Origin of the sequence: Allorhizobium paknamense, assembly GCF_030815125.1 — a bacterium.
GTDB classification, from domain to species: domain Bacteria; phylum Pseudomonadota; class Alphaproteobacteria; order Rhizobiales; family Rhizobiaceae; genus Allorhizobium; species Allorhizobium paknamense.
In genome coordinates this window covers 149735-174870 of record NZ_JAUSWH010000005.1, presented here as the reverse complement: position 1 = coordinate 174870, position 25136 = coordinate 149735, and the positions used below count along the sequence as shown (strand labels likewise).

Below are 25136 nucleotides of genomic sequence, written 5' to 3'. Positions count from 1 at the left end.
GTAGCCTGCTTTGTCAGCGGTTCAGCCCCGCGTATGCGGGGAACACGCGCGGTAAGCTGCGGACACGTCCTGCAAGCTCGGTTCAGCCCCGCGTATGCGGGGAACACCCGAATGGACGCGTGCCTCAACCGTGGCATGGCGGTTCAGCCCCGCGTATGCGGGGAACACTCTTCCAGATAACATACTGAATGATCTTGCTTTATTCAATCTTCAAAAAACCTACCGATTTTTCGGTAGCGCCGTGGGCGAGAGCCTCGGGCTATTGAAGGCTGAATTTGGGGGTTTGTCAGCCCCTTGATTTGAGGGGCTGACGATCGGGTTTGGGCTGTTTCAGGTTGTTGGAGGCGGCGCGTGCGAAGGCAGGCGCCTCACGAGGAGGCGTGCTGCGGCTTGCCCTTGCGCTTGGTGGAGGCCATGTCGTGCAGTTCTTTCTCACTCATGGACTTCACCATGGATCGGGAGGCGCCCTTGAGGTCGCTCTTTTTGATCTCACCACGCTTGGCGGCAAGCGCGGCACCGGCGGCCATCTGCTGGGCTTTGGATTTGGCGGGCATGGCGGAACCTCGTTTCTGTTGCACCGTGTTTCTGCAAAACCGGCAGGATCGCTCGAAGTTCCGTCAGGTGCAGACGGGGATCAGGGCTGGTAGCAAGGTTCAGCCAGCCCCTGAAAGGGAAGCGTGACGGCGAAAAGATCGCCGCCGCCCACGCCTTCGCGCCGCAGCGAGGTGATATAGGCGGTGCTCAGATCCGCGCCGCCAAAGCAGAGATTGGTGGGGTTCGGCACATCGACTTCGATTACCGCATCGATCCGCCCCTCGGGCGTCAGGCGCAGCAGGCGGCCGGAATCGCTGGCGGCGATCCAGTAGCAGCCGTCACTGTCCATGGCCGCGCCATCGGGACGACCGCCCAGCAGGGCGTGATCGGCAAAGGGCTGGCCGTTGCTGCACGCGCCGGTCTCGGGATCGAAATCGTAGCGGGTGACATGGACGTTGGAGATATGGGAATCCGACACATAAAGACGCCGCCCGTCCGGGCTCCAGGCAAGGCCGTTCTGCACGCGAAACGCCCCGCCCCGCACCACCACCTGCCCCTCCTGGCCTATGCTGAAGAGCGCGCCCCATTGATCCGCCTCGGCAGGCGTGGGTGATATGCTGCCCGCCCAGAACCGCCCCTGCCGGTCACAGGCGCCGTCATTCATCCGCCAGCCGGGGGGCAGATCGGGACCGGCGCCGAAGGTAAAGAGGGCCTGTTCTTCCTCAAGGGCAAGATGGGCAAAGCCTTTTTCCGTCGCGGCAATAAAGCCGCCGCCGTCGCTGATGGCGAAAGCGCCAACCTTGACGGAAAGCGCCCATGACCGCAGATGGCCATACGCCACATCCAAGCGAAAGAGCCGCTTTTCGGGAATATCGACCCAGTAGACGCAGTTTTCCCGCGCCGACCAGACGGGGCATTCGGCAATGGTGCAGCCGGGACTGGCAATGCGCTCCGCCTTGAAGGTGGCTGTCATTCGCTACGGACTCCGAACTCTTTGTTTTCACGCATTTCCGGAGAAAAACCGGTTCCCGCTTTTCGGTCCGATGCTCTAACCACGCAGGATGCGCCGCTCGCTTGCCCTGTCGAAGATCAGAAGTTTATCGGCATCGGGCGCAAGGCCAAAACCATCGCCTTCACGCATCAGGCTGCGCTGTTTGGAGGAGATCAGCATCTTGCCCACGGGCGAATGGCAGATGACCGTGGTATCGGAGCCGGTGGTTTCGATGGCGTGAACCTTTGCGGGCAAGGCGCCGGGCGCATCGCTGCCCACCGTTTGCAAATGCTCAGGGCGAATGCCCAGATAGACTTCGCGGTTGCTTTCGATGCGATAGCCTTCCGGCAGGGGCATGACGATGCTTCCCTCGGCCAGATGCAGGGTGCGGCCTTCGCCACCCACCCGCGCGGCCAGCATGTTGATGGCGGGCGAGCCGATGAAGCCTGCGACGAAAACACTGTCCGGCTGATCGTAGAGATCGAGCGGGGTGCCCGTCTGCTCCACCCGGCCATCCCGCAGCACGACGATCTTCTGGCCCATGGTCATGGCCTCCACCTGATCATGGGTGACATAGACCGAGGTGGTGCCGATGCGCTTGTGCAATTCGCGGATTTCGCCGCGCACCTGGTTGCGCAGCTTGGCGTCGAGATTGGACAGCGGTTCATCGAACAGGAAGACGGCGGGATCGCGGACAATGGCGCGCCCCATGGCCACGCGTTGGCGCTGACCGCCCGAAAGCTCCTTCGGCAGGCGGTCCAGAAGCGCTTCCAGTCCCAGCATCTCTGCCACGCGATCGATTTTCTGGCGGATCTCCTCCTTGGGCCGGCGCTTGAGCCGCAACGCAAAGCTCATATTCTCCCGCACCGTCATTTGCGGATAGAGCGCGTAGCTCTGGAAGACCATGGCGATGTCGCGCTCCTTGGCCTCAAGATCGGTGACATCGCGCGCACCGATCAGAATGTCACCTTCGTCGATGGTTTCCAATCCGGCGATGATGCGCAGCAGCGTCGATTTGCCGGAACCGCTCGGCCCGATCAGCACGCAAAATTCGCCCTCATCGATTTCGATCGAGACATCCTTGATGACATCGACGGCTCCAAACGATTTGGAGACCCCTTTCAACGATACAGCGCCCATTTTTTTCCTCTCGGATTGACGAAAACCGCTTCGCGATTGGGTTGCGGCAGTCCTCATCCCTTGACGGCACCGGACATGATGCCGCGATTGAACTGTTTCTGAAGCAGCAGATAGAAGATGATCGGCGGCGCCATGGCCAGGAGCGTGGCGGCCACGAAAATGTTCGGCGTGATCGTCTCATCCACCCGCAGCATGCCCAGCATGACCGGCATGGTGAAGAGGCCCTTGTCATCCACCACGATCAGCGGCAGCAGATACTGGTCCCAGATCATGATGAAGCCGAAGATCACCACCGTACCCAGCGCCGGGCGCACCAGCGGCAGCACCACATGCGCGAAGATCTGCCACTCATTGGCACCGTCGATGCGGGCGGCCTCTTCCAGTTCCTTCGGCACGGCGCGCATGAACTCCGTGAGCATGAAGATGGAAAAGGCCCAGCCGACCACCGGCAGGATCATCGCCGCATAGGTATTGTAGATCGAAGCATCCACTACCGGAAACCGCGTCTGCACCACCAGATAGAGCGGAATGGAAATGATCTCCTCCGGCAACATCATGGTGCTGAGCACCAGCAGGCTGACGATGGCCGCCCCGCGAAACTTCTTGCGCGCCAGCGCATAGGCCGCAAGCGCGCTGACCATCACCTGCAGCACCGTGCCGATGAGGGAAACGACCATGGAATTCATCAGATAGCGCCAGACCTGCATATCGATCAGCGCCGAGCGGAAATTGGCAAGAGTCGGCTGCACCGGAAAGAGCAGCAATTGCCCGGGCTTCAGCACCAGCCCGCTGAAGGCGGTGACGATCACACCCCAGAAGGGGCCGACAAAGACAGCGACCACCACGATGTAAAGAAGCAGACGGGCAAGGCGAAGAGCGAAAGAGGGACGCATGCGGACGCCTCCTTACGAGGATAGCCGTGACTTGATCAGCGTATGGATCAAGGTCAGCAGGATCGTGAACAACAGAAGCAGAAGCGACACGGCAGAGGCATAGCCGTAATCCAGGTTCTGGAAGCCGGTCTTGTAGATCTGCGTCATGATGGTTTCCGTCGAGCCCGCAGGGCCGCCGCCGGTGGTGGCGTAGACCTCCGCAAAGACGCGAAAGCCGCGGATGAAGGACAGCATGATGACGACGGAAATCGAAGGGATAATACCCGGCAACGTCACATGCCAGAGCTTGCGCAGCCAGCTTGCGCCATCGACATTGGCGGCGTCGTAAAGCTCGCGATTGATCCCGGCAATACCAGCCACGAAGATCACCATGTCATAGGGCGTACTCTTCCAGATTTCCATCAGGATCAGCACCCCGAGCGCCTGATTCGGATCGGTGAGGAAGCCTTGCGGCGCGATGCCGAAAAGACCGATCACTTCGTTGACGGCACCATAATGAGCGGAATTGAAGAGAATGCGCCAGATCTCCGCGATAATGGCCGCACTGGTGATGGCCGGCAGAAACATCGCCGTGCGCAGGATCCGCAGATGCCGTGCCTGCCCTTCCAGCGCCAGCGCCAGCAGAAAGGCCAGCGTCGAGGCTGCAGCCGTCGACACCAGCACGTAAATCAGCGTGTGCAGCACCGCGTTGCGCAGATCGGGATCGGTAAAGGCAAGCGCGAAATTGTCGAGCCCCACCCATTCGCTCTCACCATAGAACTGCACCTTGTAGAAGGACATGGTGAGCCCGGAGAGCATGGGATAGAACTTGAACCAGGAAAAGATCAGCAGCGCCGGCATGAGAAACAGCCAGGGCATCAGCGCCCGGCCCCATTTGACCGGACGCCGCCTGACGCGCTTGCCACTTCTGACACCCGTACTGGATGACGCCATCGTATTTTCCCGATGAAGGCTGCTCGTTTCCGACATGACAACCTCTTGTTTCTAGAGCCCTTTCGATCTGAATGAATCAGATCGGCGCTCTAGCCCTTTGTTTCTGCGCATTTCCGGACGGGAAACCGGTTTCCACTTTCCCTGGAAATGCTCCAACAGGCGACCGCAGGGCGCTCGATTGCTGATGATCTTCGCGGCAGAAGGAGACGGGCGGAGAACCGTCGGCTCCCCACCCGCAGCCCCGATTATTCGGCAAGCGCCTTCTGCTTGGTCAGCTCAGCCGCAACGGTTTCATCGATCTTCTTCAGCTCGGCCGGAATATCGGCATTGCAATTGGAGAGGATCTTGTTGAAGCCCTCAGCCGTCGCCATGCGGATCGGCGTCCAGTTCGGCACCGGCGGCACATAATGCGAATGCTTGTCGAAGACCTCCTTGAAGGTCTCCCAGCGCGGATCCTTGCGGATGGCGTTGACATCGACATTCTTGTTGATCGGCAGACGCACCAGCGGCGTATGGCCAGACCCTTCGGCCATGCCGATTTCCTGGCCCTGCGGCGAGATGAAGAAGGAGATGAATTTTTCCGCCGCTTCGCGATGCTTGGTGCCTGCCATAATGTAGGCGCTCGTGCCTTCGGCAAGGGCGGCCACACCACCCGGACCTGCCGGCGGCGGCAGAACCTCGATCACATTCTTGCCCGGCTGCTCGTCCAGCTGCGCAATGTGATAGGGGCCGGTGAGAAAGATACCGGTCTGGCCAGAGCGGAAGGTGGGCAGCGCATCGCCCGTGGTGGCGTTGATGGCGCCGGGCTGCACCAGACCTTCGCAGAAGAGCGAGCGCACGAAACCAAGCGCATCGGCACCGGCCTTGTTGGCAAGGTCAGGCTTGAAGCCGCCGTTTTCCTGCTTGAGATAATCGCCACCGGCTTCCCAGATGAAATTGCTCATGAACCAGCTGGCATAGCCACGCACGGTGGAAGCGGGGATGGTCATGCCAAACGTATCGGCCTTGCCATTGCCATCCGGATCGTTTTTCGTGAAGGCCTCTGCAAGCTTGCGCAGGTCATCCCAGGTCTTGGGCTGCGGCAGGCCGAGCTTTTCGCGCCAGTCCTTGCGCACGAAAAGCGCAAAGGCCTGAGCCGAAACCGGCACGGCATAGAATTTGCCATCCGCACCCTTGGCGCTTTCCCAGGCAGCGGGCACCACCTGATCGCTGCCTTCGATCTTGGCCGGGTCGATCTGCTGGATGATGCCCATTTTCAGCATCTGGCCCAGCGCGGAGTCATCGTTGACGACGATATCCGGCAGATCGCGGCCAGCGGCGGCGCGGGCCAGCCGCTGCTCGAAATCCATGCCCGTATTATAGGTTTCCACCTGAATGCCGGTCTTGGCCGTAAAAGCATCCGTCAGGTTCTTCAGGATAACGGCGGACTCATCCGTCTGGCGGGACCAGACCTTGATGGTTTCCGCCAACGCCTGAGACCCCATGATCAGCAGCGCCACGCCAGCGGCAAGCGACGCCTTGATTGTTCTGCGCATTGTCATTCCTCCCTGTCCTTACCCATTGTCATTTTCACCTGAGGCCTGCATCCCCCCGATTTTCGATGCAGGCAAACGGTGTTCAGGCCGCTTTCACGCGCCGGTAAGGCGCGATCAACGCATCCAGCATGTTTTCCTCTTCCCGGCTCAGGTCGCAAAGCGGACTGCGCACCCGGCCAGCGGCGAAACCTTGCAGGCGCACGCCTGCCTTGATGGCCGAAACCGCATAACCCTTGCCGCGATTGCGAATGGCCATGAAAGGATAGAAGAATTCGTTGAGCAAGCGTTCACAGGTGGCACGCTCGCCGGCGCGAAGCGCCCGGTAGAACTCGACCGCCAGCGCCGGTACGAAATTGAACACCGCGGATGAATAGGTGGTGAAGCCAGCACCCAGATAGGCCTCGGCAAACAGTTCCGCCGTCGGCATGCCGCCGAGATACATCAGACGGTCACCCATTTTGGCCGTAACCTGCCGCACCAGCCCGATATCGCCGGTGCCATCCTTGAAGCCGATCAGGTTCGGGCACTCATCACACAAGCGCGCCAGAACATCCGGCAGGATCACCGAATTGTCGCGGTTATACACCATGACACCGATGCCGACTGACTGGCAGACGCGCTTGACATGGGCATAGAGCCCTTCCTGCGGCGCATCGATCAGGTAATGCGGCAGAAGCAGAACACCATCCGCGCCCGCCTTTTCCGCGCCCCTGGCAATCTCCACCGCCACTTCGGTCCCGTAGCCGCAACCGGATACAATGGCCGTTGACCCCGCCGCTTCCTTGGCGGCGCGGACGATCTCGGGCACCTCAGAAGGGGTCAGCGAAAAGAACTCGCCCGTGCCACCTGCCGCAAACAGAACCGGCGCGTCGAAGCCGGAAAGCCACTCGACATGCGCCTGATAGCTCTCCCGGGCGAAAGCGCCGGATGCATCGAAATGCGTGACAGGAAATGACAAGAGGCCTGAACCGAGCGCTTTTTTAATGTCCTCAGGATGCATGCGGTTTTCTCCCCGTCTCAATCATGCGAGGACGCTACCACCGGCGTGGCGGACTTGTCAATAACTTATACTATATCTTCATCAAACTCCTCTGATGAGCAGAGCGATACCGCGACAGACTGCCCCTGAGATGCAGCTTCATGGCCGCCCGCGCCGCGACATCATCCCCATTGGAGATTGCCTCGACAATGGCCGCATGTTCCTGATGAATCTGCGAAAGATAGCTGTGCTGCAAGGCCGGATCGGAACTGTCATTGAGCACGGCACGCGGAATGACACTGCGACCGATCATCGACAGAAATTCCGGAAAACGGGGATTGTTGGTCGCTTCGGCAATGGCCAGATGCAGGGCGAAATCCGCCTCAACCGTCGGCTGGCCCGCCTCGATCAACATGAAAAGGTCGCGATGGCGCGACAGGATCGTCTCTTCCTGCTGCGGCGACCGGCGCTGCGCTGCAAGCGCCGCCGCCTCGATCTCCACCGCAATGCGCAGTTCCAGCAATTCGATGACGGAGGAGACCCGGGCACTGTCAACATTCTGAAATGGCAGGGAAACCGGCGTGGGTAGGGCCAGCACGAAAACCCCCGCCCCCTGGCGCGGCTCGACCAATCCATCCGACTTCAGCGCTGCCACCGCCTCGCGGATCACGGTGCGGCTCACCTCATAGTCCTGCGTCATCTGCGCTTCGCTGGGCAGCCTGTCACCGGGACGAAATTCGCCGGACAGAATTGCGGCACGCAATTTTTCCACCAGTTGCGTTACAAGCGTCGCCTTGCCCTTAGACGGCTGGGAAATCTGTTGTTTTTCGCTTGCCACGCTACCATCCTGTGCTTCGAACTGCGGCAACCTATCATAACAAGGCGTTACCCGCTGGCTGCAACCACAATAATCTCATAGCAGAGCCCGGACATCAAGGACGATCCCGCATGTCATATGATGGGTTGCCGGATAATTGCCCATCCTATATGATCTCTCATCCAATCAGCCCGTATTGGGCGCTCTTTTGGAGATTTTCCGTGCATCGACTTCTCATCACTGGTGCTGCCGGCGGAATTGGCCGTGTCATGCGTGAAAAACTGGCGCCGCTCGCCACCATTCTGCGCCTTTCCGACATCACCGATCTGGGCACTGCCGCCGATCACGAGGAACTGGTGACCTGCGATCTGGGCGACAAAGCCAGCGTGGACCGGCTGGTGGATGGCTGCGACGGCATCGTGCATCTGGGTGGCATGTCCGGGGAAGCGCCGTTTTCGAAGATCATGCATGCCAATATCGCGGGCTGCTATAACCTTTATGAAGCCGCCCGCGCCCATGGCCAGCCGCGCATCCTGCTGGCAAGCTCGCTGCACACGGTGGGCTTCTACCGTCAGGATGAGTATTTCGATGCCACCATTCCGCCGCGCCCGGACGGGCTTTACGGCGTTTCGAAATGCTTCGCCGAAATGATGGCGCAAATGTATTTCGACAAGTTCGGCCAGGAAACCGCCGTGGTGCGCATCGGTTCCTGTTTCGAGCATCCACGCGATCAGCGCATGCTCGCCACCTGGTTTTCCTATGGGGATTTTGCCTCGCTTGCCGAATGCGTCTTCAAGGCGCCGCGCCTTGGCTGCCCGATCATCTGGGGTGTTTCGAACAATGACGCCTGCTGGTGGGACAATCGCAAGGCGAATTTTCTGGGCTGGCGGCCCAAGGACAATGCCGGAGAGTACCGTGCCCATATCGAGGCCACCGTACCGCCGCCGGACCCGAATTCCGCCAGCGCCCTGTATCAGGGTGGTCCGTTTACCGAAAAGCCCATCTACGAGGATGAGTGAAGAAAAAGTCCCCGGATTTGCAGATCCGGGGGCTTTTTTCATGAAATCACGATATTTTGCGGGTTCCAACGCTCCGGCAATGGGTCCGGGCGATCGACCGTGACCTCTTCCATCACCAGACCTGCAACACCCTTGGCGAAAAGGGCAGGCATGCCGCCGGGATAATCGATGAGACCGATAATCCGGCCTTCGGCATCGAAACGCCAGGCATTGACGCGCCCCTTTGCCCCCTCTTCCTCGAAACGGTCGAAGCGATCCGCTTCCGTCGGGCGGATATCATAGGTCAGGCCGGTTCCGAACCGGCCCGGCTGCTGGCGAAGCGCGATCCGGCGAAGCGTCACCTCGGAGATATCGCCAGGCCGTTCGGCCACGAGGTTGATCGCGCCTTCCATCAGGCCACTGATATCCTCCACCACCACATGTCGCACCGTACCGGCAGGCCCCTCTTCCGGTCGCCGGTCCACCGTGTTGATGGTCACGGCCTCACCGGAGCCCCAGAAACCGGCGGGGGTTTCATGACAATCAAGCGTGATGCGGGCAAAGCGAATGTTTTCGACCAGCCCGCCATCACGCGAGAAAATGCCCAGGCCGCGATTGGACTTTTCGATGCGGATATCCTCGAAGACGATGTTGCGGAACGGAGAAAAGCTCTCCGTGCCCAGCTTCAGCGCGCAGGAATGGCTTTCGATGACGCAGTCACGGGCGGTGATCGTGTCGCAAGCCCCGGTCAGGCTGCCATCCGGGCGGCGCGTGGTCTTCAGCACGATGCCGTCATCGGCGGTGCGGAATTCGCACCGCTCGATCAGCACATTGCGGCAGCCATCGATGACAATGCCGTCGGTATTGGGCATGCGGCGATTGTTATCGACATGCACATCCTCGATCTTCACCCCGTCGCAGGCCACGAAATGCATGGTCCAGAGGGGAGCATCATCAATGGAAATGCCCTGGATCGTCAGGTTACGGCACTCTTCGAGCACGATCACCCGGGGGCGCAGCTTGTGCGCCACCAGCGTGCCCATGCCTGCATCCTCTCCATGGGTGAAGGCACCGGCGCCATTGCCGAAAATCCGGCCCTTGCCGATGATCGAGAGGTGTTCGGCGCGCTGAGCCACCAGCATGCCGCGATCGCTTTCCTCGGCGACCACGGACACCGGTGTCTGCGCATAGGCCTCATAGTCGGAAAGGAAGTGAAGCTCGGCGCCCTCCGCCAGTTCCAATATCATATGAGAGCGCAGCCTGAGGCCGCCGCAGCGGTGAATGCCGGGCTCCAGGCGAAGATGCAGCCCCGCCTCCCCCCGGTCGATTTCGGCCTGAAGAACCGCCGTCACCGGATCGGACTGCGGGGCGATGCTGACGCGTTTCGATGCGGTCATGATCGTTTCGACCTTCAATGGCGCGTCTGCAGCAGAGCGGCGATATAGCCGTAGCAATAGGCAAAGGCCACCTGCTGCTGGTTTTCACCGGAAAGCGTCGGCGCATGGTCAGGCATGACCATGTATTTATAGCCCACCTCGCGCAGCACATCGATCACCTTCGGCATGTCGATATCGCCATCATCGGGGAAGCTTTCCCGGAAGGAGTAGCGCTTGCCGACAATATTGCGGAAATGGATGTTCATCAGTTTGCCGCGCTCGCCGAACCAGCGGGTGACGTCTGCCACCTCACCGACATCTTCCAGCATCTCCCCCAGCGTGCCGATGCAGAAATTCAGCCCATGCACCGGGCTTTCATGCATCTGGACAAACCGCTTCATGCCTTCGACCGTGCCGAGAATGCGGGTGACGCCCTTGTAGCCGGGCGGCGTTGCCGGATCATGCGGATGGCAGGCCAGGCGGACATTCGCCGCTTCCGCCACCGGCACCACGCGAGCCAGGAAATAATCCGCCCGCTCCCAGATCGTCTCCTCGGAGAGCACGCCCGCCGGGCCCGGTTCGTTCTGATCGACCAGATCCCAGCGGAAAGCCTCTGCCATATAGCCGCCGCGGCCAGGCTCCATCGGCGTGCGCGGAATACCGATATAATTGAAATTATAGCGCACGGACGGAATGCCGACGGCAGCGCAATTTTCGATCAACCGGCAGATGCCGTCAATCTGCGCATCGCGGTCGGGCCCGGCCAGCATGATGTCCTTGCAGGGTTGGGTATCGACCGGCGAGGAATGCATCGGCAATTGCAGCATGTCCAGCGTCAGGCCAAAACCCTCCACCTTCTCCCGGAACCGCGCCAGCGTCTCCCTGTCCCAGCCTGTCCAGGGGCCGTCCGGATTGGCCGAGACATTGTTGACGCCCAACTGTTTCATGACCCGATAATCATCGTCATGACGCGCTGGAATCTGGGTTCCGATATACATGGATTTCTCCGTCCCTTGAACTTATAATATAAGATATCTTATAGATCGTACAAATTGCGTCAATAGTCATCTCCTCCGTCGGGTGACGCATCGTGTACAGGGAATCCGCCATGGACCTCGTTCTGGAAGCCTACCAATATCGCGTGGTCGTATCCCCGCGCTTCGGCGCCAGCCTCCTTGCGGCGGAATGGCTCGGGGGCGGTGCGCCCTTGCCGATTCTCGAACCTTTGCGGGATCCTGCATCCGGCTTCACGGCAGGGTGTTTTCTGATGGCGCCCTTCGTGAACCGGATCGCCGACGGACGTTTTCATGTTGACGGTGCGCCCTTTGCGATCCCGTTGAACAGGCCGGAACAGTCCATGGCCATTCACGGCTTCTCCCGCGACCGGCGCTGGCAGGTGCTGGAGGCGGATACCGCGCATGCCGTGTTGATCGATCGGGTAGAGAGCGAGGCGCATCCCTGGCGCTACACCGCTCGCTTCGAGGTGGCACTTGCACCGGACGGCATCATGCTGTCCCTTGCCTTGCACAATGACGGGGAGTGGCATTTTCCTTTCGGCATGGGCCTGCATCCCTTTTTTCCGCGAGAAGACGGGGACAAGGTCACGTTTACAGCAGAAGGCTTCCACGCCTCCGATGACCGTGGCCTGCCCACTGGCCCCCGCCAGACCATCTCTCCCGCTCGCCAAAGCCATGATCTGGCTGAGGTGCAGGGACTGGACCGCTGCTTCCTCAATGCGCATGGGTCCGTATCGGTGGAAAAGCCAGCCAGCAATGTCAAAATGGACCTTCGGGCAAGGGGTGCGTTTCGCCATCTGCACCTTTTCGTCCCAGAGCAACGTCCGGTCTTTTGCCTTGAACCGGTTACACACCTGCCGGATGCGATCAATCGACCCTCACTTGGCGCGGATGCCCAGATGACAATTCTCGCCCCGGCGGAGAGCTTGTCTGGCCACCTGCAGCTCTCCATCACCCCATTTCACAAATAGGAAAATAACTTTTTAGCACCCGCTTGACAGAAGAAAGGAATTTTGGTTCGTTTTGTAAATCGGTTTACTAAACCGCTTTACAACGCAAAGAAGCCCGAAAACAGACCACAATCGGGCCGCGCGTGGGAACGAAAGCATTTCCTTCCGGAAATGCACTGGAGAGGTTTTTGAATGGCGCAAACCCGTGCGACCAGCTTGAAGGATGTTGCCCAGGCGGCAGGCGTGTCGGTTGCCACCGTCTCGCGGCTGTTGAACGGCACGCTTGATCTGCCCGCAGACACCAAGGCGCGGATCGACAAGGCCATTCGCGACCTGAATTACGTTCCCAATCCCCATGCCCGGCGTTTGAGCCGGGGCCGCTCCGATACGATCGGCCTTGTGGTACCGGATATTGCCAACCCGTTTTTCGGCATGCTGGTGGCTGCCGTGGAAGAAGAAGCGGACCGGCGCGGCCTTGCGGTGTCGCTGTTTGCGACGCTGAACCGTCCGGGACGCGAACTCTCCTATCTGCGGCTTCTTGCCCGCAATCACGTCGATGGCCTCGTGTTCATCACCAACCATCCCGATACGGAAGAGCTGGCAGACTTGATCAACGCCACCGGCAAGGTGGTGGTGGTGGATGAAGACGTGCAGGGCGCCACCGTGCCGAAACTCTTCTGCGACAATGTGCAGGGCGGACGGCTGGCGGGCGAGCATTTCGCCGATCACGGCCATGCCCGCGTGCTGTATGTCGGCGGCCCCGAACAGATGATCAGTACCGAGCGCCGCTTCACCGGCTTCCGGCAGGCGCTGTCCGCACGGCTGGGCGAGCACCTGATGCTGACGCGCTATTGCGGCGATTACACGGTGGAATTCGGCCGTGCCGCCGCCCGGCGCTTCCTGGACGAGGGGCGCCCCGCCACCGCCATCTTCGCCAGTTCCGACGAAATCGCCATCGGCATGATCGAGGTGCTGCGCACTGAGGGCGTGCGCATTCCGGAGGATGTCTCGATGATCGGCTTCGACGATGTCGGGCCGCTGCATCTCTTTGCACCGCCGCTGACGGCCATTCGCCAGCCGGTGCGCGCCATCGGCAGCCGGGCGCTGTCGCTGCTTTTGGAAACCAATTGGGATGAGAGCCCCTCCGCGCCGGAGGAGCTGATTCCTGTCGAAATCGTCGTGCGGAGCTCCGTTGCGCCGCCGCCGAACCCATAAAGCAACGGGAACCAACAGAGGACGAACGAGAATGACAGTCTTTACACGCAGATATGTTTCCGCAGCACTTGCCGCCACCGTTCTGGCCGGCGTCAGTCTTTCGGCAGGCCTTGCCAGCGCCGCTGAAAAGACCATTGCGCTGGTGCAGATCAACCAGCAGGCGCTGTTCTTCAACCAGATGAACGAGGGCGCCGAAAAGGCCGCCAAGGAAGCGGGCGTCAAGCTGGTGATCTTCAACGCCAACAACGACCCTGCCGCCCAGAACAGCGCTATCGAAACCTATATCCAGCAGAAGGTCGATGGCATTGCCGTCGTCGCCATCGACGTCAACGGCATCATGCCCGCTGTCAAGCAGGCGGCTGCCGCCAATATCCCGGTCGTCGCCATCGACGCCATCCTGCCGGAAGGCCCACAGAAGGCGCAGATCGGCGTGGACAATGCCAAGGCGGGCGCCGACATGGGCAAGTTCTTCCTCGACTACGTCAAATCGGACATGAACGGCAAGGCGAAGATCGGCGTCGTCGGCGCGCTGAATTCCTTCATCCAGAACATCCGCCAGAAGGGCTTTGAAGACACGATCAAGGATAAGCCGGGGATCACCGCCGCCGGCGTGGTCGACGGCCAGAACGTGCAGGATAACGCCCTTTCGGCGGCTGAAAACCTGATCACCGGCAATCCGGACATGACCGCGATCTATGCCACCGGCGAACCGGCCCTGCTGGGCGCTGTCGCTGCCGTCGAAAGCCAGGGCAAGCAGAAGGATATCAAAGTTTTCGGCTGGGATCTGACGAAGCAGGCCATTGCGGGTATCGATGCGGGCTATGTCGCAGGCGTCATCCAGCAGGATCCGTCGGCCATGGGCGCTGCCGCCGTCAAGGCGCTGAAGACCGTTTCCGATGGCGGCAAGGTCGAAAAGACCATTGCCGTGCCGGTCACCATCGTCACCAAGGCGAATGTCGAACCCTACCGGGCGATCTTCAAATGATTTCCGGCGGACAGCACCCAACCGCTGTCACCGGCGCCGGGGGAGACCTTCTCCCCCGGCAACCCGCCGGAGACCAGCGTCAGCCGCGCATTTCGCTCAGAAATATCCGCAAGACCTTCGGTTCGCATCAAGCACTGCGTGGCGTCGATCTCGACATCTATCCGGGCGAGTGCCTCGGCCTTGTCGGCGACAATGCGGCGGGTAAGTCTACGCTTACCAAAGTGATTTCCGGCACCTATATTCCGGATGAAGGCACGATCACCATGGATGGCGAGGCCTTGCGCCTTTCCGGTCCGGCGGACGCCCGCAATCGCCATATCGAAATGGTGTTCCAGGATTTGAGCCTTTGCGACCATATCGACGTGGTCGGCAATCTCTTTCTGGGCCGTGAAATCACCAAGGGGCCGTTTCTCGACCGGCAGACCATGCTGGAAGAAGCGCGCAAGATGCTGGATGCGTTGGAAATCCGCATTCCCCGCCTCACCGCCAAGGTCGAAAAGCTTTCCGGTGGGCAACGCCAGGCGATTGCCATTGCCCGTGCGGCATCCTTCCAGCCGAAGGTGCTGATCATGGACGAACCCACTTCGGCGCTGGCCGTCGCGGAAGTCGAGGCCGTGCTGGCGCTGATCAACCGCGTCAAGGCGAAGGGCGTTTCGGTCATTCTCATCACCCACCGGCTGCAGGATCTGTTTCGCGTCTGTGATCGCATTGCCGTCATGTATGAGGGCACCAAGGTGGCGGAACGGCAGATCAATGAAACGAGCCTGGAAGACCTCGTCAAACTCATCGTGGGAGGCCGCCATTGACCGTCTATACTGAACGCGCCAAGGGCTCGCCGCTGGCGGATTTCATTGCGGAAAACGCCCAGGTTCTCTCCATCGCCGTCTTCTTTCTCGCCTGCATGCTGTTCTTTTCCGTCACCACGGATACGTTTCTGACAGCCGGCAATCTGCTGAACGTCGTACGCCAGGCAGCACCGATCCTGATCGTGTCCATTGCCATGACTCTGGTGATCATCACGGGTGGCATCGATCTTTCGGTCGGCTCCATGGTGGCCCTGATCAATGCCATCGGCGCAATCGGGCTGGCGGCGGGTTATCCCTGGCCGCTGGTGCTGGTCGCCATGCTTGTGCTCGGCGGGGTGCTCGGCCTGTTGCAGGGCTGGTTCATCGCCTATCAGGGCATTCCGGCCTTCATCGTCACGCTTGCCGGTCTGTCCATCCTGCGCGGTGTGGCGCTCTACATCACCCAGGGCTATTCCATCCCGATCCCCGATGCGCCCGGCTTCTTCTTTCTCGGTCGCGGCGATTGGCTGGGCATGCCGGTTCCGGCGCTGATCGGCATCCTGCTCACCATCATCGGCTATGTGGTGATCTCGTCCACCCGCTATGGCCGCCGCGTCGTCGCTGTCGGTTCCAATCTGGAAGCGGCCCGACGGGTTGGCATGCCGGCGAAATGGATCCTCGCCTCCGTCTATCTGGTTGCGGGTGTCTCTTCCGCAATTGCTGGCCTGCTGATTGCCGCCCGTCTCGGCTCCGGCTCTTCCAATGCGGCAGTGGGTTTCGAGTTGCAGGTGGTGGCAGCGGTGGTTCTGGGCGGCACGTCGCTGATGGGCGGTCGCGGCACCATTCTCGGCACCGTCCTCGGCACCATGACGATTGCGGTGATCGGCAACGGGCTGATCCTCATGCATATCTCGCCGTTTTTCACCCAGATCGTCACCGGCGCGATCATCCTTGCCGCCATCTGGCTCAACACCCGCATCTTCACCGCCAATTTCCGCTTTGGCGCCAAGAGAAAGGCCTGATGCCATGGCAAGTGAACTATCAGAAGGCCATGTCCGCTCCGGCAAGGTGATGACCGTGCAAGGCGCAATCCCGGTGGACAAACTGGGCGTGACGCTGATGCACGAGCACATCCTCAACGATTGCCGCTGCTGGTGGCATCAGCCGAAGACACCGGAACGGCAATATCTCGCCGAAGGCTTCGTCTGCATGGAAATCCTCGGCGAATTGCGCCAGGACCCCTTCGTCAACAGGCACAACATCACGCTTGACGATGAGCCGCTGGCGATTGCCGAACTCAAAGCCTTCGCAAGCGAGGGCGGCCATACCGTGGTGGAGCCAACCTGCCAGGGCATTGGCCGAAACCCGAGCGCCTTACAGAGAATTTCCAAGGCATCCGGGCTGAATATCGTGATGGGTGCCGGCTATTACCTCGCCTCCTCCCATCCGGAAAAGGTGGCGGGCCTCACGGTCGATGCGATTGCCGATGAAATCGTGGCGGAGGCCCTGCACGGGGTCGATGGCACCGATATCAAGATCGGCCTGATCGGTGAGATCGGCGTTTCCTCGGACTTCACCGCGGAAGAACAGAAGTCGCTCAGGGGGGCCGCCCAGGCGCAGTTGCGCACCGGCCTGCCGCTGATGGTGCATCTGCCGGGCTGGTTCCGGCTGGGCCATAAGGTGCTGGATATGGTGGCCGAGGAGGGCGCGGACCTGCGCCACACCGTGCTCTGCCACATGAACCCGTCCCATGACGATCTCGCCTATCAGTGCGAACTCGCCAGCCGGGGCGCCTTCATCGAATACGACATGATCGGCATGGATTTCTTCTATGCCGACCAGCAGGTGCAATGCCCGAGCGACGAAGAGGCGGCGCGCGCCATCGTCAAACTGGTGGAACGCGGTCATCTGGACCGCATCCTGCTTTCCCACGACGTCTTCCTGAAGATGATGCTGACGAAGTATGGCGGCAATGGTTACGCCTATATTCTCAAGCATTTCCTGCCGCGCCTGAAGCGGCACGGGCTGGACGACGCCACCCTTCAAACCCTGATGCGGGACAACCCGCGGTCAGTCTTCGAGGCGAAGATCTGACGAGCATATGGACATGAAAGTCATGACGAAAAAAGTTCTCCTCGTCGGCGAAAGCTGGGTCAGCTCCGCCACCCATTACAAAGGCTTCGACCAGTTCGGCAGCGTCACCTTCCATCTGGGGGCGGAGCCGCTGGTCAAGGCGCTCGAAGGCAGCGAATTCGAGCTGACCTATATGACCGCCCATGACGCGGTGGAAAAATTCCCCTTCGACATGGCGGGGCTTGATGCCTATGACGCGATCATCCTCTCGGATATCGGCGCCAACTCCTTACTTTTGCCGCCCGCCGTCTGGCTGCACTCCAAAACCGTGCCGAACCGGCTGAAGCTCATCAAGGCGTGGGTGGAAAAGGGCGGCGGCCTGCTGATGGTCGGCGGCTATTTCTCCTTCCAGGGCATTGACGGCAAGGCCCGCTGGCGGCGCACGCCGGTGGAAGACACACTGCCCGTCACCTGCCTGCCCTGGGATGATCGCGTGGAAATTCCAGAAGGCTCGACCGCCGATATTATCAAGCCGGATCACCCGACTGTCGCGGGCCTGACCGGCGAATGGCCGCTGCTGCTCGGCGTCAACGAAGTCGAGGTGCGCGAGCGCGCCGATGTCCAGGTTGTCGCCCGCCTGCCTCAGGATCAGGGCGGCCATCCGCTGCTCGTGACCGGCAGCTTCGGCAAGGGCCGGACCGCTGCCTGGACCTCGGATATCGGCCCGCACTGGCTGTCGCCCGCCTTCTGCGAGTGGGAGGGCTATGGCAAGCTCTGGAAGAACATTCTGGGCTGGCTGACGGAAAAGGCCTGATCAGCCTACCCTTTCAGGATCGCGGCAAGTTCCGGAACGCTCGGAAAGGCTTGCCGCGTTCCCCGGCGGCTGACGGTGACGGCGGCGGCCTTGGCCGCATCCTCCAGCGCGCGGGCATCCAGTGGGACATTCCGCAACAGCGACGAAGCCAGCGCCGTTCCCATGAAGCAATCGCCTGCGCCGGTCGTATCGATGACGGCGGAGGCGCAAGCGGGAACGGCAACGCTCCCCTCGGAGGTGACGAGCAAAGCGCCTTCGCCGCCGAGGGTCAGGACGATGCGGGAGACACCGGCGGCCACGAGAATGGCGCCAGCTTCGGGGCCTGTCCTGCCGGTCAGCGCTTGCGCTTCACCCTGATTGAGAAAGGCAATGTCGATCAGCGGCCAGAGGCTTGAAAACCAGGGCTGAAGCGGCGACGGGTTGAAGGCGGTGGTCATGCCCTTGCCGCGTGCGGTTTCAAGCGCGGCGCGGGTGGTCTCTTCCGGCAGATTGCCTTGCAGGACCAGCAGATCGCCGGGCTGGCTGACATTGAGTGCCGCCTGCGCCTGTTGCGGGCGGACGCTTGAAGCCGCATCGCGGGTGGTGATGATTGAATTTTCGCCGTCCGGCGTGGTCAGGATGATGGAAAGGTCGCTGGCCGCGCCGTCGATGGAGATGAGGTGCGCAAGCACCGGTTCGGTGGTGAGACTGTCGCGCAGGGTCACGGCCCTGTCGTCCGTGCCGATGGCGGCGATCAGCTGGGTTGAGAGACCGGCGCGCGCCATCACGATCGCCTGATTACAACCCTTGCCGCCGAGATCGCGGGAGGCCTGGGCACCGAAAATGGATTGCCCGGCTTGCGGCAACGCGGCAAGGGAATAGGTTTCGTCGAGTGCGATATTGCCGAGGACAAAGGCGCGCATGCAATGCTTTCGAAAGGACTGATGATGAGTGAGACCATATCCGACAATGCGGCCAATGCCATCGTGGAAATCTTCGGCCGCAGCAAAGCGCTGATCGGCATGGTGCATTGCCCGGCCTTTCCCGGCGCGCCGCGCTATCGTGGGTCGGCGATGGAAACCATCTACGATACCTGCATGCGCGATGCGGAGGCGCTGATCGAAGGCGGCATGCATGGCATCATCATCGAGAACCATGGCGATATTCCCTTTTCGAAGCCGGAGGATATCGGGCCGGAAACCTCGGCCTTCATGAGCGTGGTGACGGATCGTATCGCCCGCGCCATCGGCGTGCCGCTTGGCATCAACGTGCTGGCCAATGCGCCGATCCCGGCCTTTGCCATTGCCATGGCGGGCGGCGCCAAATTCATTCGCGTCAACCAATGGGCCAATGCCTATGTGGCCAATGAAGGCTTCATGGAAGGCAGGGCTGCGGAAGCCATGCGCTACCGTTCGCTCCTTCGCGCCGAGCATATCAAGGTCTTCGCCGACAGCCATGTGAAGCATGGCGCCCATGCGATCACCGCTGACCGGACCATCGAGGAACTGACCCGTGACCTCGCCTTCTTCGACGCCGACGGGGTGATCGCCACGGGCCAGCGCACCGGCAACAGCGCCACCATCGAGGAGATCGAGGAGATCGGTAAGGCGACGCATCTGCCGCTTCTGGTGGGCTCCGGCGTCAACACCGGCAATATCGTCGAGATCCTGAAGCGCACCAGCGGCGTCATCGTCGCCTCCTCGCTGAAAGAAGGCGGCGTCTGGTGGAATCCGGTGGAACTCAGTCGGGTCCGCACCTTCGTGGCCGCGGCGCAACCGGGTTTGGACGCGTGAAAGGCGAGAGAATGACAGAAGGGCTTGCGATCAACGGCGAGAGACTGCTGGAGCGGCTGGACCGCTTTGCAGCCATCGGCGGCACGGACCAGGGCGGCGTCAACCGGCAGGCCCTGACGGTGCTTGATCGTCAATCCCGAACGCTTCTGACAGAGCTTGCACTCAAGCGCGGCTTTTCGGTCTTCCAGGACCCCATTGCCAATCTTTTCCTTCGCCGTGAGGGGAAAAATCCAGACCTGCCGCCGCTTCTGATCGGCAGCCATCTCGACAGTCAGCCCGCAGGCGGTCGTTTTGACGGGGCGCTCGGCACGCTTTCGGCCTTCGAGGTGCTGGAAACCCTGGAGGATCTGGCGATGACCACCGAGCGGGCGGTGGAAGTGGTGGCGTTCACCAATGAGGAAGGTTGCCGCTTCGCCCCCGGCTGCATGGGCTCCATGGCCTTTGCCGAAGGCGCAATCCCGGACCATTGGCGAACCCTCAAGGCCACCGACGGTGCGGACTTTGCGCCGGAGTTGGCTGCGACGCTGCAAAGCCTTCCCGAAGCGCAGTCGCGGCCACTCGGCTTTCCGGTCCATGCTTATCTCGAGGTTCATATCGAACAGGGGCCATCGCTGGAAAGCCAAGGCCTGCCCATCGGCATCGTCACTGGCATTCAGGGCACGCGCTGGCTGGAGGTGACGGTAACGGGTCAAACCGCCCATGCCGGCACCACGGCCCTCACCTATCGGCGCGATCCGATGCGGGCCGTAACTGCGGCACTTGCGGTTCTTTATCAGGAGATCATGCCCGCCGATCCATCCGCGCGCTTCACCGTGGGCCGGATGACACTCTCGCCCGGTGCCACCAATGCCATTCCCGAAAGCGTAAGGCTGACCATCGACCTTCGTCATCCCACGCCGGAGCGGCTGGACGCCATGGAAGCACGGGTGAAAGAGATCTTCGAAGGAGAGGCGCGCGGCGAGGCCTGCAAGGTGATGCTCGCCCGAATTTTCGACATGGCCCCAACACAATTTCCGCCCGCCTTGCTCGAGGTGCTGGATCAGGCCGCAGAAAGCGCCGGCCTTGCCGCACAACACATGCTCTCCGGAGCTTTTCACGATGCGCTATTCATGAACCGGATCGCGCCCGCCGCCATGATCTTCGTGCCCTGCCGGGATGGCCTCAGCCATAACCCGGCAGAACATGTGGAGCCCGAACATTCCATCGCAGGCGCCACCCTGTTGCTTCATGCCGTCAGCCTGCTCGCATGTGTTGAAGCATAAAATGATGCAGCAAATGTAAAGCGCCGATCTGCTTGAAACAGATCGGCGCTTTAACATTTAATTTTGAAGCATAATCTTGTCGATCCTGGTTTCACTCCGCTTTGATTATGCTCTTACTTTTTTTACGCATTTCCGAACGGAAAACCGCAAGCACACTTTTCTCGGGACAATGCTCTAAAACTTCGTCGCGAAGTTCAGCCAGACCGTGTTGCCCTGCGCCCGGTTTTCCGCAACGATGTCATGCTGCCAGGAGGCGCTGACCTGGGTTGCGGGCGTGAAACTGTAGGTGAGCGACGGACCGAGTGCGAAGCCTTTGCCGCGATGGCCGTCCGCAGCGGCCGTGGGGCCGGTATCGTCGGTCAGCTGCTGCAGATAATAGCCGACGGCGCCAACGCGCCATTTGTCGATGTTCCAGCCCACGGCATAATCCAGCACGAATTCCGTACCGGTCTTGTAATCGGTGTCGTTGTTGCGGGTGTTGAAGATAAGGCGCGCCGTGGTGGCCAGTTCCAGCCCCTGCGGGTCGCTATAGTGATAGCCGAGTGTCGGCTGCACGGACCAGTGATTGAGACCGATGCTCGCAACGTCGGATGCGCTGTAATAGCCGGTCGGCATGCCGACATCGATCCCGAAGACAATCGAATTGTAGCGGTCGAGATGCCAGGCAAGACCGATGGTGCCGGTAATATCGGCAATGTTCAGGTTGTTTCCATCGCCGAAGGGAAGGTCCAGATCGAGATGCACGACCGGCACCACCAATTGACCCCAGACCTGGGCCCCGGCGATGTTGATATCCGAGACATAGAGGAGGCGGAACGTATCCGCGATGGAGCGCACCTTGAACTCGAAGGGCTGCTTGTTGCCATCGCCGTCATTCATACGGTCCGAGGTAAAATAGCTGGTTTGAGACAGAAGATAGAAGCCGGAAAAAGGCGGCACACCGCCGGCATAAAATTGCGCCGATCCGGGGGAGTACTGGGTATTGCCGTTTTCCGCCGCATGCAAGCTACTCACCGCCGAGCCCGCCAGCAAGGTGCCGAGCATCAGACATTTCCACGCGTTCCGTAAAATCATTCCATCCTCCTCAGAAAGACATTCGGCGCTGGGCCACTGCCTTGCGCTGTCGATCGGGACGGATATTGAGATGCAAGTCACCACAGGCCGGACATCAATGATGACCACCTTCTTCACCCCCAAAAGGGATCACTGATCTGCCGGATCATAACCATCATTCCCGCAGGGATCGGGCCTGAACCCTCCGCCGACGTCTAAGGATACATAGGCGTGGCCATGACCGCGCCTTTATCTGCACCCTGGAAAGATGATGATGCTCCCTCCTCCATTCCGCCCCGCCGCGTCAACGCCTCCCGAGCACCAGCGAGCCCCTGCTCTGGAGGTACCGGTTGAGTTGACGAATGTAAAATGGGCTTTCAGAATGGTTGATATTCACGGCGTGAATAACAATAGCGAAACCTATATCTAAAAAACCACCTTTAAATTTAGACCGATCGGAGGTTAGAGCATTTCCAGAAAAAGTGCAGTCGCGGTTTTTCGTCCGGAAATGCGTAAAACAAAAGCTTGGAGCATGATTCCTTAAATCGGAGTGGATTTAAGGTGAAAATTATGCAGCAGATTTAAAGTGTTACAGCGTCCTTTGTGCGCTTGATAAAACGCACGGCGCTGTAGTGTCTTCCGAGCAAAATTCTGTCAGTATTTGGCAGAGATTGCTTCATGAAACTGGTTACGCAACCATACAAGGGCGGGATCGCGGGTGCGGTAGCTGTGCCACTGCAGGGACTGTTCCAGATGCGCCAGATCCACGGGCGGCTCCATGATGCGCAGATTTCCGAGCTTTATCATCCGGTCGGCAAGGCTGCGCTGAATGACGGCAATCCGCCTGGTTCCCTCCACCAGAAGCGCCAGCGAAAAGAACGAATAGGAGGTCACTTCCACCTTGAGCGTCAATCCGGCCTGACGGCAGGCCACCTCCGCAAAGCTTTCGCCACCATTGGGCGGCCGCATGACGATATGGCCCGCCTCTGAGAAATCGGCAGGTGCAAGCCGTGCTCCGTTGTCATGGACGGCTGCATCCACCACACAGCATAGTGGATCTCGGATCAGAATTTCCGACGGGTGCTGGGTCGAACAGAAGGGCCGAGGGGCGATGAGTAGGTCCGCCTCGCCACGCTCCAGCAAAAGATGCGGAAAATTCTGCTGGGCGCGGAAATGCATCTGCATGCCGGGCGCCAGCGCCGTGACCCGTTGCAGGAAGGGTGGGATGACCGTTGTCAGCGCATAATCCGAGACGACAAGGTTGATGCTGCGCGTCGCTTCCTCCGGGACAAAGGACGGGGTTGACACCACTGCTGCCTCGATGCGCACCATGATGTCCCGCAGGGGCTGCTGCAAGGATGCGGCCAGTGGCGACAATTCCATCGAACGTCCAACCTGAATGAGCAGTGGATCGTCGAAATAATCCCGTAACCGCCCGAGAGCATTGCTCATTGCCGATTGCGTCATGAACATTTCCGTGGCGGCGCGGCTGACATTCCGCACCCGGATCAGCGTATCCAGCGCCACCAGAAGATTGAGATCGAGATTCTTGAAACGCATGCGGGCTCCTCCCCATTCATCCGATCAATACAAATCATTCATCAAAGCAATTTTGTAAACGGTTTGATTTTCGCTAAGTCTTGAGCCGGGAGGAGATGCCACCGCTGCCGTCAGGCTGTTTTCGGTGAAGGCCTCCTGTTGACCAACGCCCGGACCCATTTCGCGTCCGGCGCGGCGACTGCGAGGAGACCGGATGTTCAAGTATTTTCCAACCAATTACGTTTGGAACCTTTCCGTCAATCTGTCCATCGAGATGGGCGCGCGGATGGGCGAGATCGAAGAAATGTGCGCCCCGCTTCAGGAGGCGGCCAAGGCGCCCGATGCCGCCGGCACGCAGGCCTTCCGCGAAACCTGGATCAAGATGGCCGACAAGCTGGTCTCGCTTGCCGATGAAGACGAAGCCAAAGGCCGACTGATTTCCGCAGGCGACAAGCTGATGCGTGCCGCCAATTACATGCTGACGGCAGAACGCCTGCTGGCCCACGGTTCCGAAGGCCGGGTTGCCCTTTACCAGCGCTTTCTGGCGGCTTTCGAAAAATCCCTGCGCCTGACCGGATCGTCCTGCCGACGCATTGAAATTCCCTATGAAGGCACGCATCTCTCGGCCCTTTACGTGCCCGCCGAAGGTGTCGAAGGGCCACAGCCGCTTCTGGTGCAGGTGAACGGCCTCGACAGCACCAAGGAAATGAAATTCCTGGTCGGCCTACCGGCATGGCTGGCCCAGCGCGGCGTGGCCTCGCTGATCGTCGATCAGCCCGGCACGGGCGAGGCCCTGCGCCTGCAGGGCCTGACGGCCCGCTACGATAGCGAGCACTGGGCAAGCCGTGTAGTGGACTGGCTGGAAGCACGGCCTGAGGTGGATGCCAAACGCATCGGCATGGAGGGCGTTTCGCTTGGCGGATATTACTGTCCGCGCGCCGTGGCCTTCGAGCCACGCTTTGCCTGCGGCGTCGTCTGGGGCGCCAATCACGACTGGCGCGACGTGCAGAAGAAGCGGCTGGCCCGGGAGGGGAATTTTCCAGTCCCGCATTACTGGAGCCATGTGCAATGGGTCTGGGGCGCCAAGGATATCGACAGCTTCATGGAGATCGCCGAAAAGGTTCATCTTCACGGCATTCTCGATCGCATCCGCGTTCCCTTCCTCGTCACCCATGGCGAAAAGGACAGCCAGATCCCGCTGCAATGGGCCCATGCCACCTATGATCAACTGGTCAACAGCCCCCGGCGTGAATTGAAAATCTTCGATGAACGCACCGGTGGCGTGCAGCATTCGAGCTTCGACAATTCCGCCAATGCCGGTGCCTATATCGCAGACTGGGTGGCCGAGGTGCTGGGTGGCCGAACGGCAGTGACCACAGGCTGATCCAGAGCACTTTATGGATTGCGTGTTTCCGGACGGAAAACCGGTTCCCACTTTTCCTGGAAACACGCGGTCGGGAAAATCTTTAATTTCAG

The 25136-nt window shown here is 60.4% G+C and carries 24 protein-coding genes; 11 read left to right on the top strand and 13 right to left on the bottom strand.

Annotated elements, in window-relative coordinates:
* Positions 1 to 368: 368 nt before the first annotated feature.
* The 8 genes from QO005_RS10175 to QO005_RS10140 form a co-directional block, all read right to left on the bottom strand.
* A complete protein-coding gene (locus tag QO005_RS10175) occupies positions 369 to 554 on the bottom strand; it encodes a DUF3008 family protein (protein WP_307157906.1) in 186 nt (61 codons plus the stop codon).
* Between the two features lie 80 nt (positions 555 to 634).
* Entirely contained in the window at positions 635 to 1507 is an 873-nt protein-coding gene (locus tag QO005_RS10170) for an SMP-30/gluconolactonase/LRE family protein (RefSeq protein WP_307157905.1), read from the bottom strand.
* Positions 1508 to 1582: 75 nt separating this feature from the next.
* Positions 1583 to 2665: an ABC transporter ATP-binding protein gene (locus QO005_RS10165; RefSeq protein WP_307157904.1), complete on the bottom strand. Its 1083-nt coding sequence runs from the start codon at positions 2663 to 2665 to the stop codon at positions 1583 to 1585.
* A gap of 53 nt (positions 2666 to 2718) precedes the next feature.
* The gene (locus QO005_RS10160) at positions 2719 to 3558 is read right to left on the bottom strand and encodes a carbohydrate ABC transporter permease (RefSeq protein WP_307157903.1); all 840 of its coding nucleotides are present in this window, start codon (positions 3556 to 3558) and stop codon (positions 2719 to 2721) included.
* 12 nt (positions 3559 to 3570) lie between these two features.
* Complete coding sequence (locus QO005_RS10155; protein ID WP_307157902.1) at positions 3571 to 4491, bottom strand: carbohydrate ABC transporter permease; 921 nt, start codon at positions 4489 to 4491, stop codon at positions 3571 to 3573.
* A gap of 245 nt (positions 4492 to 4736) precedes the next feature.
* Positions 4737 to 6026 (bottom strand): ABC transporter substrate-binding protein, encoded by a 1290-nt coding sequence (locus QO005_RS10150; RefSeq protein ID WP_307157901.1) that lies wholly within the window; start codon positions 6024 to 6026, stop codon positions 4737 to 4739.
* An 82-nt stretch (positions 6027 to 6108) separates the two neighbouring features.
* Entirely contained in the window at positions 6109 to 7026 is a 918-nt protein-coding gene (kdgD, locus tag QO005_RS10145; RefSeq protein ID WP_307157900.1) for a 5-dehydro-4-deoxyglucarate dehydratase, read from the bottom strand.
* A 70-nt stretch (positions 7027 to 7096) separates the two neighbouring features.
* Entirely contained in the window at positions 7097 to 7843 is a 747-nt protein-coding gene (locus QO005_RS10140; RefSeq protein ID WP_307157899.1) for a FadR/GntR family transcriptional regulator, read from the bottom strand.
* A 200-nt stretch (positions 7844 to 8043) separates the two neighbouring features.
* Here QO005_RS10140 and QO005_RS10135 point away from each other — a divergent pair, with 200 nt between their 5' ends.
* On the top strand, positions 8044 to 8841 hold the full coding sequence (locus QO005_RS10135) for an NAD-dependent epimerase/dehydratase family protein (RefSeq protein WP_307157898.1): 798 nt from the start codon (positions 8044 to 8046) through the stop codon (positions 8839 to 8841).
* Between the two features lie 38 nt (positions 8842 to 8879).
* Here the strand turns inward: QO005_RS10135 and pglB are convergent, their stop codons facing one another.
* Both pglB and QO005_RS10125 read right to left on the bottom strand, forming a co-directional pair.
* Positions 8880 to 10217 (bottom strand): polygalacturonase PglB, encoded by a 1338-nt coding sequence (gene pglB / locus QO005_RS10130; RefSeq protein WP_307157897.1) that lies wholly within the window; start codon positions 10215 to 10217, stop codon positions 8880 to 8882.
* A 14-nt stretch (positions 10218 to 10231) separates the two neighbouring features.
* Positions 10232 to 11194 (bottom strand): mannonate dehydratase, encoded by a 963-nt coding sequence (locus tag QO005_RS10125; protein ID WP_307157896.1) that lies wholly within the window; start codon positions 11192 to 11194, stop codon positions 10232 to 10234.
* Between the two features lie 110 nt (positions 11195 to 11304).
* On the opposite strand from QO005_RS10125, the gene QO005_RS10120 reads away from it, so the two are divergent.
* The 7 genes from QO005_RS10120 to QO005_RS10090 all read left to right on the top strand — a co-directional run bounded on the left by QO005_RS10120 (position 11305) and on the right by QO005_RS10090 (position 18034).
* Positions 11305 to 12183 (top strand): aldose epimerase family protein, encoded by an 879-nt coding sequence (locus QO005_RS10120; protein ID WP_307157895.1) that lies wholly within the window; start codon positions 11305 to 11307, stop codon positions 12181 to 12183.
* 171 nt (positions 12184 to 12354) lie between these two features.
* On the top strand, positions 12355 to 13377 hold the full coding sequence (locus QO005_RS10115; RefSeq protein WP_307157894.1) for a LacI family DNA-binding transcriptional regulator: 1023 nt from the start codon (positions 12355 to 12357) through the stop codon (positions 13375 to 13377).
* Positions 13378 to 13408: 31 nt separating this feature from the next.
* Entirely contained in the window at positions 13409 to 14362 is a 954-nt protein-coding gene (locus QO005_RS10110; protein ID WP_307157893.1) for an ABC transporter substrate-binding protein, read from the top strand.
* Entirely contained in the window at positions 14359 to 15168 is an 810-nt protein-coding gene (locus QO005_RS10105) for an ATP-binding cassette domain-containing protein (protein WP_307157892.1), read from the top strand. The genes QO005_RS10110 and QO005_RS10105 overlap by 4 nt, the downstream gene beginning before the upstream one ends.
* Positions 15165 to 16169 carry an ABC transporter permease gene (locus QO005_RS10100; RefSeq protein WP_307157891.1) on the top strand — a complete coding sequence of 335 codons (1005 nt, stop codon included), beginning with the start codon at positions 15165 to 15167 and terminating at the stop codon, positions 16167 to 16169. The genes QO005_RS10105 and QO005_RS10100 overlap by 4 nt, the downstream gene beginning before the upstream one ends.
* A gap of 4 nt (positions 16170 to 16173) precedes the next feature.
* Positions 16174 to 17241 carry a phosphotriesterase family protein gene (locus QO005_RS10095; RefSeq protein WP_307157890.1) on the top strand — a complete coding sequence of 356 codons (1068 nt, stop codon included), beginning with the start codon at positions 16174 to 16176 and terminating at the stop codon, positions 17239 to 17241.
* A gap of 22 nt (positions 17242 to 17263) precedes the next feature.
* Positions 17264 to 18034 (top strand): glutamine amidotransferase, encoded by a 771-nt coding sequence (locus tag QO005_RS10090; protein ID WP_307157889.1) that lies wholly within the window; start codon positions 17264 to 17266, stop codon positions 18032 to 18034.
* 5 nt (positions 18035 to 18039) lie between these two features.
* On the opposite strand, the gene QO005_RS10085 is transcribed toward QO005_RS10090, so the two are convergent.
* Positions 18040 to 18936: a ribokinase gene (locus tag QO005_RS10085; RefSeq protein ID WP_307157888.1), complete on the bottom strand. Its 897-nt coding sequence runs from the start codon at positions 18934 to 18936 to the stop codon at positions 18040 to 18042.
* 24 nt (positions 18937 to 18960) lie between these two features.
* Here QO005_RS10085 and QO005_RS10080 point away from each other — a divergent pair, with 24 nt between their 5' ends.
* Together QO005_RS10080 and QO005_RS10075 are read left to right on the top strand one after the other, a co-directional pair.
* Entirely contained in the window at positions 18961 to 19806 is an 846-nt protein-coding gene (locus QO005_RS10080; RefSeq protein ID WP_307157887.1) for a BtpA/SgcQ family protein, read from the top strand.
* An 11-nt stretch (positions 19807 to 19817) separates the two neighbouring features.
* On the top strand, positions 19818 to 21068 hold the full coding sequence (locus QO005_RS10075; RefSeq protein WP_307157886.1) for a Zn-dependent hydrolase: 1251 nt from the start codon (positions 19818 to 19820) through the stop codon (positions 21066 to 21068).
* Between the two features lie 174 nt (positions 21069 to 21242).
* On the opposite strand, the gene QO005_RS10070 is transcribed toward QO005_RS10075, so the two are convergent.
* Both QO005_RS10070 and QO005_RS10065 read right to left on the bottom strand, forming a co-directional pair.
* Entirely contained in the window at positions 21243 to 22112 is an 870-nt protein-coding gene (locus QO005_RS10070; RefSeq protein ID WP_307157885.1) for a SphA family protein, read from the bottom strand.
* 663 nt (positions 22113 to 22775) lie between these two features.
* Positions 22776 to 23681: a LysR substrate-binding domain-containing protein gene (locus tag QO005_RS10065; protein WP_307157884.1), complete on the bottom strand. Its 906-nt coding sequence runs from the start codon at positions 23679 to 23681 to the stop codon at positions 22776 to 22778.
* Between the two features lie 193 nt (positions 23682 to 23874).
* Here QO005_RS10065 and QO005_RS10060 point away from each other — a divergent pair, with 193 nt between their 5' ends.
* Positions 23875 to 25044 carry an alpha/beta hydrolase family protein gene (locus QO005_RS10060; protein WP_307157883.1) on the top strand — a complete coding sequence of 390 codons (1170 nt, stop codon included), beginning with the start codon at positions 23875 to 23877 and terminating at the stop codon, positions 25042 to 25044.
* The last annotated feature ends 92 nt before the right edge of the window (positions 25045 to 25136 follow it).

Excerpts from the sequence above, each read along its gene's own strand:
- QO005_RS10175 (WP_307157906.1), bottom strand. The coding sequence starts at position 554 with ATGCCCGCCAAATCCAAAGCCCAGCAGATGGCCGCCGGTGCCGCGCTT.
- QO005_RS10170 (WP_307157905.1), bottom strand. The coding sequence starts at position 1,507 with ATGACAGCCACCTTCAAGGCGGAGCGCATTGCCAGTCCCGGCTGCACC.
- QO005_RS10165 (WP_307157904.1), bottom strand. The coding sequence starts at position 2,665 with ATGGGCGCTGTATCGTTGAAAGGGGTCTCCAAATCGTTTGGAGCCGTC.
- QO005_RS10160 (WP_307157903.1), bottom strand. The coding sequence starts at position 3,558 with ATGCGTCCCTCTTTCGCTCTTCGCCTTGCCCGTCTGCTTCTTTACATC.
- QO005_RS10155 (WP_307157902.1), bottom strand. The coding sequence starts at position 4,491 with ATGGCGTCATCCAGTACGGGTGTCAGAAGTGGCAAGCGCGTCAGGCGG.
- QO005_RS10150 (WP_307157901.1), bottom strand. The coding sequence starts at position 6,026 with ATGCGCAGAACAATCAAGGCGTCGCTTGCCGCTGGCGTGGCGCTGCTG.
- kdgD (WP_307157900.1), bottom strand. The coding sequence starts at position 7,026 with ATGCATCCTGAGGACATTAAAAAAGCGCTCGGTTCAGGCCTCTTGTCA.
- pglB (WP_307157897.1), bottom strand. The coding sequence starts at position 10,217 with ATGACCGCATCGAAACGCGTCAGCATCGCCCCGCAGTCCGATCCGGTG.
- QO005_RS10125 (WP_307157896.1), bottom strand. The coding sequence starts at position 11,194 with ATGTATATCGGAACCCAGATTCCAGCGCGTCATGACGATGATTATCGG.
- QO005_RS10120 (WP_307157895.1), top strand. The coding sequence starts at position 11,305 with ATGGACCTCGTTCTGGAAGCCTACCAATATCGCGTGGTCGTATCCCCG.
- QO005_RS10115 (WP_307157894.1), top strand. The coding sequence starts at position 12,355 with ATGGCGCAAACCCGTGCGACCAGCTTGAAGGATGTTGCCCAGGCGGCA.
- QO005_RS10110 (WP_307157893.1), top strand. The coding sequence starts at position 13,409 with ATGACAGTCTTTACACGCAGATATGTTTCCGCAGCACTTGCCGCCACC.
- QO005_RS10105 (WP_307157892.1), top strand. The coding sequence starts at position 14,359 with ATGATTTCCGGCGGACAGCACCCAACCGCTGTCACCGGCGCCGGGGGA.
- QO005_RS10095 (WP_307157890.1), top strand. The coding sequence starts at position 16,174 with ATGGCAAGTGAACTATCAGAAGGCCATGTCCGCTCCGGCAAGGTGATG.
- QO005_RS10090 (WP_307157889.1), top strand. The coding sequence starts at position 17,264 with ATGACGAAAAAAGTTCTCCTCGTCGGCGAAAGCTGGGTCAGCTCCGCC.
- QO005_RS10085 (WP_307157888.1), bottom strand. The coding sequence starts at position 18,936 with ATGCGCGCCTTTGTCCTCGGCAATATCGCACTCGACGAAACCTATTCC.
- QO005_RS10080 (WP_307157887.1), top strand. The coding sequence starts at position 18,961 with ATGAGTGAGACCATATCCGACAATGCGGCCAATGCCATCGTGGAAATC.
- QO005_RS10075 (WP_307157886.1), top strand. The coding sequence starts at position 19,818 with ATGACAGAAGGGCTTGCGATCAACGGCGAGAGACTGCTGGAGCGGCTG.
- QO005_RS10070 (WP_307157885.1), bottom strand. The coding sequence starts at position 22,112 with ATGCTCGGCACCTTGCTGGCGGGCTCGGCGGTGAGTAGCTTGCATGCG.
- QO005_RS10065 (WP_307157884.1), bottom strand. The coding sequence starts at position 23,681 with ATGCGTTTCAAGAATCTCGATCTCAATCTTCTGGTGGCGCTGGATACG.
- QO005_RS10060 (WP_307157883.1), top strand. The coding sequence starts at position 23,875 with ATGTTCAAGTATTTTCCAACCAATTACGTTTGGAACCTTTCCGTCAAT.